The 6614-nt window shown below is 39.7% G+C and carries 6 protein-coding genes; 5 read left to right on the forward strand and 1 reads right to left on the reverse strand.

Features of this window, described 5'->3' with window-relative positions; translation table 11 throughout:
- The first annotated feature begins 1 nt into the window (after position 1).
- From purH to ACJML3_RS03705, 3 genes are read left to right on the forward strand one after another with little or no spacing between them, the layout of a single operon-like run.
- Positions 2-1570 carry a bifunctional phosphoribosylaminoimidazolecarboxamide formyltransferase/IMP cyclohydrolase gene (gene purH, locus ACJML3_RS03695; RefSeq protein WP_406020728.1) on the forward strand — a complete coding sequence of 523 codons (1569 nt, stop codon included), beginning with the start codon at positions 2-4 and terminating at the stop codon, positions 1568-1570.
- Positions 1571-1584: 14 nt separating this feature from the next.
- Entirely contained in the window at positions 1585-2868 is a 1284-nt protein-coding gene (gene purD / locus ACJML3_RS03700) for a phosphoribosylamine--glycine ligase (RefSeq protein ID WP_406020730.1), read from the forward strand.
- Positions 2869-2877: 9 nt separating this feature from the next.
- On the forward strand, positions 2878-3651 hold the full coding sequence (locus ACJML3_RS03705) for a sulfite exporter TauE/SafE family protein (protein ID WP_406020732.1): 774 nt from the start codon (positions 2878-2880) through the stop codon (positions 3649-3651).
- Here the strand turns inward: ACJML3_RS03705 and ACJML3_RS03710 are convergent.
- The gene (locus ACJML3_RS03710) at positions 3648-4241 is read right to left on the reverse strand and encodes a DUF416 family protein (RefSeq protein ID WP_406020734.1); all 594 of its coding nucleotides are present in this window, start codon (positions 4239-4241) and stop codon (positions 3648-3650) included. The two genes, ACJML3_RS03705 and ACJML3_RS03710, sit on opposite strands and share 4 nt — an antisense overlap.
- 194 nt (positions 4242-4435) lie before the next feature.
- Between ACJML3_RS03710 and ACJML3_RS03715 the strand changes: the two genes are divergently transcribed.
- Together ACJML3_RS03715 and ACJML3_RS03720 are read left to right on the forward strand one after the other, a co-directional pair.
- A complete protein-coding gene (locus tag ACJML3_RS03715) occupies positions 4436-6103 on the forward strand; it encodes a peptidoglycan DD-metalloendopeptidase family protein (protein ID WP_406020735.1) in 1668 nt (555 codons plus the stop codon).
- 156 nt (positions 6104-6259) lie between these two features.
- A partial coding sequence (locus ACJML3_RS03720; RefSeq protein ID WP_406020737.1) for an Rsd/AlgQ family anti-sigma factor occupies positions 6260-6614 on the forward strand: 355 nt, incomplete at its 3' end.

The raw sequence follows: 6614 nt of genomic DNA on the forward strand, positions 1-6614 counted from the left end.
TATCAAGCGCGCACTTATCAGCGTTTCAGATAAAGAAGGTATTGTAGATTTTGCTAAGGCATTAAGAAGCCGTAATGTTGAGATCCTCTCAACTGGCGGTACAGCAAAGCTGTTAGCAGATAACGGTGTTGAGGTTATCGAAGTATCTGACTACACCAAATTCCCTGAAATGATGGACGGCAGAGTTAAGACTTTGCATCCTAAGATTCACGGTGGTATTTTAGGCCGTCGCGGTCTTGACGAGCAGGTAATGGCTGATCACGATATTCTTCCAATCGATCTTGTAGTTGTTAACCTGTATCCATTTGTAAAGACTGTTTCAGATCCAAACTGCCCACTTGAGAAGGCTATTGAGAACATCGATATCGGTGGTCCAACCATGGTTCGTGCAGCAGCAAAGAACAACCGCGATGTCGCAATCGTTGTAAGAGCAAAGGATTACAACCGTGTTATTGCAGAAATGGACGCTAACGATGGTTCATTAACATATGCAACTCGTTTTGATTTAGCAATTGCAGCTTATGAGCATACAGCAGCTTATGACAGTGCTATTGCAAACTACTTTGGTACTAAGGTACCTGATTACGGTATCACAGATGGCACTCAGTCAACTCTGCCACGTACTTTAAATCTGAACTATGTAAAACTTCAGAGCATGAGATACGGTGAGAACCCACATCAGAAAGCAGCATTCTATGCTGACATTGATGCTCACGATTCAGGCATCTCAACAGCTAAACAGATTCAGGGTAAAGAGCTTTCATACAACAACATCGCTGATACAGATGCTGCAATTGAGTGTGTAAGACAGTTTGATGAGCCTTGCTGTGTAATCGTTAAGCATGCAAACCCATGTGGTGTTGCTTTAGGTTCTAACCTGACAGAAGCTTATAAAGATGCATTCAACTGCGACAGCGAGTCAGCATTCGGTGGTATCATCGCATTCAACAAGGAATTAGATGGTGCAACTGCAAAGGCAATCGTTGACAATCAGTTCTGCGAAGTTATCGTTGCCCCTTCAGTAAGCAAGGAAGCAATTGAAGAAGTTGCTCGCAAGAAGAACATTCGTTTATTAGAAACAGGTCCTCTAAATCAGGCTCAGCCACGTTATGACTTCAAGAGAGTAAATGGTGGTCTGTTAGTTCAGGAAGCTGATCTTGAAGTTGTAAGACGTGAAGATCTAAAGGTTGTTACCAAGAGAGCTCCTACTGAAGATGAGATGGACGAGCTTTTATTTGCTTGGAAGGTTTGCAAATTCACAAAATCAAATGCAATTGTATACACCAATGGCAAGAAGACTCTTGGTATTGGCTGTGGTCAGACAAGCCGTGTATTCTCAGCACGTATCGCTTGCCTAAGAGCTGATGATGCTAAGTTATCACTTGAAGGTGCAGCATTAGCATCAGATGCATTCTTCCCATTCCGTGATGGTGTTGATGCAGCAGCAGCTAAGGGCATCAAGTGCATTATCCAGCCAGGTGGCTCTATCCGCGATCAGGAAGTTATCGATGCTGCTGATGAACATGGTATTGCAATGGTATTTACTGGAATGCGTCACTTCCGTCATTAATTTGAGGATCTAACATGAAAGTATTAATTATTGGTAACGGCGGCAGAGAGCACGCTTTAGCATACAGAGCTGCTCTGTCACCATTAGCAAAGAAGGTTTTTGTTGCTCCTGGTAATCCTGGCACTGCATCAGAGCCTAAGATGGAGAACGTAAACATCGGTGTTGAAGATATCGAAGGTTTAGTAGCTTTTGCTAAGAAAGAGGCTATTGATCTTACTATCGTTGGCCCTGAGGCTCCTTTAGTTGCTGGTGTTACAGATGCCTTTGAAAAGGAAGGCTTAAAAATCTTCGGACCTAGCAAGGCTGGTGCACAGCTTGAAGGTTCAAAGTCTTTTACAAAGGATTTCTTAAAGCGTCACAACATTCCTACTGCAGCTTATGAAGTTTTCACTAAAACTGATGCAGCTGTTGAATACATCAAGGCACAAGGTGCACCTATCGTTATCAAGGCTGATGGTCTTGCAGCTGGTAAGGGTGTAGTTGTTGCCATGACTGAACAGGAAGCTATCGATGCTGTTCACAGCATGTTAGATGATCATCAGTTTGGTGATGCTTCAGCTTCAGTTGTTATTGAAGAGTTCATGGAAGGTGAAGAGGCATCGTTCATTGTAATGTCTGATACTATCAACGCTCTTCCTATGGCTACATCACAGGATCACAAGCGTGTAGGTGACGGTGATACTGGTCCTAATACAGGTGGTATGGGGGCTTACTCACCAGCTCCTGTTGTAACCGATGAAGTTTACAAGAAGGTTATGGATCGTATTATCAACCCTACCTTAAAGGGTATGGCTGATGACGGTATTCCTTACAAGGGATTCTTATATGCAGGTCTTATGATTGATAAGAACGGTGATCCACGTGTTGTTGAATTCAACTGCCGTTTTGGTGATCCTGAAACTCAGCCAATCATGATGAGAATGCAGTCTGATCTTGTTGATCTTTGCTACAAGGCATGTACTGTAGGCGGTCTTGCAAACGTTGATATCAAATACGATCCACGTCCTGCAATCGGCGTTGTACTTGCAGCTCACAACTACCCAGCATCTCCAAGAAAGGGCGACAAGATCACTGGTCTTGATTACAAGGGCTCTGATGATGTTAAGGTATTCCAGGCTGGTACAAAGCAGGTAGGTGACGATATCGTAACCTCAGGTGGTCGTGTATTATGCGTTACCGCTTTAGGTGAAACTGTTGAAGATGCACGCAATAAGGCTTACGAGCATATCAAGCACGTAAATTTTGACGGCATGTTCTACAGAAATGATATCGCATGGCGTGCAATCAACCGCAAATAAGAGGATCAAATGGCTGAGGAAATAATTAAGGAAAGTATTCTTTTCTGTCTTACTTTCCTCGCCAATCTCTTTGCCAGCGTCTCCGGTGGAGGCGCTGGTTTCATCCAGTTTCCTGTTCTTATTCTTTTAGGACTCCCATTTGCAACAGCTTTAGGTACACATAAAGTTGCAGTTGTTTTCCTAGGAATTGGAGCACTGTCTAAAAAAGGTATTAGTAAGGATTTTAAATTTGACCGTGGCGTTGTTCTTTCAATGCTTCTTGTAGGTTGTCCTTGCGTAGTACTAGGCTCAGTAATCGTTATTTCTGTACCTTCAGCAATTGCACAGATTTGTCTTGGCTTTATTACAATTGCTTCTGGTATTTATACATTATTTAAAAAGAGTTTCGGATCAACAGGTATATCAAACCGCTCCTTAAAAAGAACTATACTTGGTGCTTCACTATTAGGTATTGTAGGTCTGTTCTCTGGCTCTCTGTCATCTGGTGCAGGTCTGTTTGCAACTCTTACTTTGGTAACCATATTCGGTTTGGAACTTAAAAGAGCTATTATGCATACAATGATTTTTGTTGCGACAATATGGAATGCAATCGGAGCATTTACTGTAGGAGCGCTGACATCTATATGCTATCAATGGCTTCCTGTAATGATAGCTGCAGCTTTTTTAGGATCTTTTCTTGGGACAACACTGCTGATAAAGATGCCAGTTAGAAACGTTAGAATCATTATGTCAGCAGTATCTGTATTAAGTGGCGTTATTCTTATTGCAGAAGGTATCAGTTAGTCTTCAAGAGTAAGACCGATATTACTTACGCCATCGTTTAAACCTAATTTCTTAAGTTTAGCTGTAAGTGATGCATCTCTTTTAGCATCTTTTAGTATCTCAAGAAGCTCAACCTGAAAATTAACTTCATCGTCAACTTCTTTTATTTCGCGAAGCTCTTCATCAGAAAAGTCCGAATCTGACTCCTGCTCTATTTTTCTTACAACGCCAGCTAAAGATGCTTTTGAAGCCATAAGAGCTTCTTCACCTTCATGCATAACAATTGCAAGAACAGATGCACTAAGAGCTATTGTTGCATCAAGTGAAAACAGATCGCCTACAGATAGCTCCTGTTTTTCATCATCTAATAAATAAGGCTCTAACTCGTCTAAGGTCTCTTCGAGATCGATGTGATTGAACTTATCCTGATGAAACTGCCACATGGTATCAAGAGTTTTTGAAAACATCTTTTTACCACCCTTTACATCATTAACATCACACCAAAGTGCATAATTTGGGTACTGTCTTTGAGCAAGAACTAGAGCGAACAAACTCTGTCTCCATGGACTTAATTTGCATAGGATAGGATAGAATTTCTCGCCAAAAATCATGACAAACCTCAAAATAACTAATCAAAACAGTGAAAAATGTATATTTTATGCCATTTTATATAATGAATACCTAATAAACATATTGTATACTAAAAAATAGGATTTTTTATATTAATATAACATAGCATATAGAAGTCTTAACTACCGCAAAATCTACTTAGCAATGCATGTTCTTTTTTTACGAGGGCTTTGCTATGGAAAGTTTTGTTTCAAATAGTTTAGACTTTGAAAAAAAATATACAATGATTTCAGAAGATTACATCTCGAAAGAGGCTATCGGAGTAGGATTTACAAAAGGCCCACTTTCGAAAAAACACAACAAATTTATTTTTGGAACATTCTTTGTCGCCTTAGCGCTATCCGTAGCTACTAATCAGAACTTATACTCTTCAGAAGAAGAGGATCTCGTTGCTTCCAATACAAAAGATAATTCAGGTTTTCTATATTCACCTGAGGCTGATGATGCATCAGATGAATTAGTTCCTTTAGCTCAGACCTATGCCTCCACACCTTCTGATAAAAAAGAAGCAATGGAAAACTATGATGACGGTCTGTCAGATGTTGACCTTGCTGATGCTGATGCTCAGATAAATAAAGAAGTTTCTGCTCTTGCAACAAATACTGACAAAAATCAGCCCCGCACATATAGTGCAAAATGGATGTCAGAAACAGTTCAGAGTGGTGACAGTATTTCATCTATCTTTAAAGATCTGAATATTTCAGCTTCTACTCTTGCAAATATGGTTGGTTCAGATACCGCTATCAAGAAAAAAGTTAATAATCTGAAAATCGGTGAAAGTCTATCATTTCTCGTATCAGATAATGGCGAACTTCTTGTGTTCATTAAGCAGGTATCTGACAAAGAACAGCTCCGTTTCTATAAGAATGCCAACGGATATTCATCTGTTTATGAAAAGCTTGGATCATATGCCTTAGATGATAATACAGCAAACTCTGCTGTTGCATTAGCATTTACAGAAAATGAAAGCAAGGCTGAACAAAAGATTACACAAGCTCCTGTTACGGCACCATCTATTGAGCAGAAGAAATCAAGTTTTGAGAGCAGAGGCAGACTTGTACTTGTTACCATCAATCATGGTGAAACCTTCTCTCAGGCTGCTAACAGAGCAGGCATTACATATACTGAAATCAACAGAATCATTCAGATGTTCAAGGGTAAGATTCTGTTCTCAAGAAATATTCGTTCTGGCGATACTATGAGGGTATTGTTTGACAAGGCTAACGGTCAGGGAAAGATTCAGGCTGTTGAATTCAATCTGTCACGTGGTGGAAAGATTGCTTCATACCTAAATGCAGCAGATGGAAGATACTATGATGAGAATGGTATTAATGATACTGCAACTACATTTGCACGATTCCCATTCCATGCAAGGGTAAGAGTAACCTCTCAGTTTAACCCAGCAAGACGCCATCCTGTTACTGGTAGAATTCGTCCTCACAACGGTGTAGATTTCGGACTTCCAGTCGGTAGCGTGATCTTTGCTCCATCAAATGGTGTCGTTGATAAGGCTGCATTCTCAAGATCTGCGGGTTACTATATAGTTTTAAGACATCACAGCGGTTATTCAACTGTTTATATGCATCTATCAAAGCTTTCAGTAAAGCCAGGCCAGAGAGTTAAGGCAGGAAGCATAATTGCACGTTCTGGTAATACAGGTATTTCAACTGGTCCGCATCTGCATTATGAGGTACGAGTAAACGGAAGAGCTGTAAATCCTCTGAGAGTTAAACTTGAAAGCTCAAGTTCCACTGTCAACTCAAGGGCAAGAAAGGCTTTTGCAGCTTCAGTTCAAAAATACAAAAAAGAATTACATCAGAATAACCTGATGGCAAAACTTTAAATCACTTTTCCTTCAAATAAGCCTCTTTTATCAAGAGGCTTATTATTTACTCCATGTTTTTTATCACTTTTCTTTAGTTCTTTGACTGTTGTATCAAATTAAATCTCTAACTTTTGGTATGTTTAAAACATAATAATAAACATAAGGGGTAGAGCTATGGGTACTTCAGATTTTGGTAAAAAATTTAATACCACACTGCAGAATGTTGATGAGAAATACAGCTGGATCAATGACATGATCAAAGCTCGACAGGAGCTTGTTATCATGTATATAAAACTTCTCAACGTATCATTATCAAGAAGTTCAAACCAAAAAGATGTATGTTATCCATCTTATGAAGATGTTACAGATTTCTGCAATCACCTAATTGATTATATTTCCCATGGTCATTTTGATCTCTATCCAAAGATAATTGAGCTTATCGAAAACTGCTCTGGTCGTTCTTTATCAATTGCAAACAGAACTATGCCAAAGATCGAGCAGACAACTGACTTTTTAATGAAATTTACCG

Source organism: Succinivibrio sp. (assembly GCF_045124615.1).
Classification (GTDB): Bacteria; Pseudomonadota; Gammaproteobacteria; order Enterobacterales; family Succinivibrionaceae; genus Succinivibrio; species Succinivibrio faecicola.

What these genes read in the sequence shown, in the direction of transcription:
- ACJML3_RS03710 (WP_406020734.1), bottom strand. Translation starts at nt 4,241, where the DNA reads ATGATTTTTGGCGAGAAATTCTATCCTATCCTATGCAAATTAAGTCCA.
- ACJML3_RS03715 (WP_406020735.1), top strand. Translation starts at nt 4,436, where the DNA reads ATGGAAAGTTTTGTTTCAAATAGTTTAGACTTTGAAAAAAAATATACA.
- purD (WP_406020730.1), top strand. Translation starts at nt 1,585, where the DNA reads ATGAAAGTATTAATTATTGGTAACGGCGGCAGAGAGCACGCTTTAGCA.
- ACJML3_RS03705 (WP_406020732.1), top strand. Translation starts at nt 2,878, where the DNA reads ATGGCTGAGGAAATAATTAAGGAAAGTATTCTTTTCTGTCTTACTTTC.